The sequence below is a fragment of the Mycolicibacterium sp. XJ2546 genome (genome assembly GCF_053483195.1).
The window spans coordinates 1-2,290 of the sequence record NZ_JBEFRW010000035.1 but is presented as its reverse complement, the minus strand read 5'-3'; the positions used below and the strand labels follow the sequence as shown (position 1 = coordinate 2,290).

At 56.3% G+C, this 2,290-nt stretch carries 2 protein-coding genes; one reads left to right on the top strand and one right to left on the bottom strand.

The features are described 5' to 3' along the window. Window positions 1–227: 227 nt before the first annotated feature. Window positions 228–890, bottom strand: a complete 663-nt coding sequence (locus ABQE44_RS25690; protein ID WP_448432629.1) for an FkbM family methyltransferase — start codon at window positions 888–890, stop codon at window positions 228–230. A gap of 93 nt (window positions 891–983) precedes the next feature. On the opposite strand from ABQE44_RS25690, the gene ABQE44_RS25685 reads away from it, so the two are divergent. Continuing rightward, window positions 984–1,931 carry a glycosyltransferase family protein gene (locus tag ABQE44_RS25685; protein ID WP_448432627.1) on the top strand — a complete coding sequence of 316 codons (948 nt, stop codon included), beginning with the start codon at window positions 984–986 and terminating at the stop codon, window positions 1,929–1,931. Window positions 1,932–2,290: the final 359 nt, after the last annotated feature.

The following is a 2,290-nucleotide window of genomic DNA, read 5'->3' as shown; positions in this document are numbered from 1 at the left end:
TTTCACGGTGGTGCTTGCCTTTTGGCTGCCTTGGCGTATCACCCAATATGCACCGGCGATCACGAGGTAGCGCCGCGACGAGCAGACGTACTTGAGGGCTGGTGGAATCGGCTCGTTATGAACAGCAAACTGGATCTTCTCCTGAAATACCATTTTGACAACGCCAAGTAGATGATTGCGCATCGCCGAGAACCGGTTGGAAGTTGGTTCTTTAGTAGGTTCAGAAGTTACAGGGCATACTCATAGAGGTAGTCATGATGGGAAAGTTGTGCAACCACTGTGTAGCCTGTGAGAGCGCTACTAACATCATCCCTATTTTCGGTCTCGACAAGTATCCATCGAGGCTGATGCCTCGTGAGATCCAAGCCGTCAATGATGTCCATCTCAAAGCCTTCAACATCAATTGATAGCAAATCAGGCACCTCGCCGTTTAAGACAAGGTCGATGACATTGGACAACGTAGTCGTAGCAACATACAGTTGGCCGGTGGTATCCGAGACCGCGCTGACGAGGTCGTCGTTGTTCATAGGGATTACATCGAACTGCGATGGGCTGGTCACAGCCGCACATACGACGGTCGCTTTGGGCCGGTTGCGTACGGCTTCTGCTGCGAGTTCAGGAATGCCTTCGATGAGAACTCCTCGCCAACCGAGTTCTCTCTCCAACAGGAACGAATTCGATTGCTGCAGACCGTCGTTGCCGCCCAGCTCTATGAACGTACCTCGCGGCGACCAACCGAGTGAATCTGCGAGTCGAACGTCGAGCTTGTTTAGCCCCGGCCGTCGCCATGGTCCCACATCGAACTTGCATGCGATGTGCATTCGGACCGACTTAATACGTCGTACCCGACGAGCGCCGAGAGCGTCACGGATCCAGTGCTTCAGACTCACAAATAAAACTATAAAGGTCGCCCTGTTACTCCCTGACGGCTAGCAGGCCATTTCTAAGCATCCGTCTCAAAACGCAACTAATGGACACCCTAAGTGCAACCAACAACCGAGAGCATTCTCGCGCCAATCGCAGTGTTTGCCTACAACCGTCCGGACCGTCTCGCAGCGCTCATGCGCAGCCTTGAGCGTTGCGAGGGGTTTTCCCGAAGCCCTATCAAGATTTTCGTTGACGGCCCTCGGAGCCAGGTTGACCGCACAGCCGTCGACGACGTACGGACCTTCGTAACAGGGCTGGCGCATCCGAACGTCGGTCACGTTATCTCGCCAACAAACAAGGGATTACGCAACTCAGTCTTCGAGGGTGTGTCGCAGCTCTTGGCGGAATACGATCGAGTGATCGTACTAGAGGACGACCTCGTGCTGTCGCCCATTGCGTTGTCGTACTTCAACGAGGCGCTCGACTACTATGCGGCAGATCCGCGTGTCTGGAGCGTTTCCGGCTATATCCCCGATGTTCCGAAGCTTCGAGATTTCCCGCGCGCCGTAATTCTGCCCTCCGCGCACAGTTGGGGGTGGGCCACATGGAGTCGCGCGTGGCGGCAGTTCGACCTGGACGCTCGACCACGTGATGAGAATCTGCGAGCTGAAAGCTTCCGCCAGGTGATCGACATGAACGGTTATCACCGATTCCGATTCGCGCTGTCTCTTTCGATTGCCGGCTACACCGATAGTTGGTACCTCCACTGGCTATACACCATCGTCCAACACGGCGGGCGATCGGTGTTCCCACCGCGGCGCGTGCTCTACAACTATGGGGTGAGTGCCGGTACCCATGGTGGCCGGTTCAATCCGCAGGAGCGGCTCGTCAAGCGTCCGCCATTGCTCGATCGCGTACCGGAGTTCGTAGACGCCGACGAGATCGATTACTTCGCCGTCGACCTCCTCAAACAATGTTGGGAGGCTCGGGTGCATCGCCTAATTCCTTTAGCGGGAGCGCTCAAGCGCCGACTACGGAGGTTTTTGTCAGGGTCTCGGAATTGATAGTGGCGGTCGTCCGGTTGACCGTGTCTTGGTGTGACACGATGGGCCGTACAAAATTAGACACCGGATGCGGTGGTCGGCACCTTACGAGTTGGCTCTGTTCCTGTCCACCGTCAGGGTGACGAGCAACTGATAGATGCGTTGCAATCGACTCCTCCGCCTCGGTTGCCTGCTCGCCATGCGTGTTTGATTTGACGGCGATGGTTTCACGGAGTTCGGCGTTGTGGATTCCGGGGACAGCGAACGGGTGACTTGCTATTCGTCGTTAGCGTCGATGACCATAGCGGTAGTAGCCAGCCGCAGGACCGCGGCCGCGTCGAGGGAGATCGCCGCGCCGCCAACGCGATCACTTGTTAAGT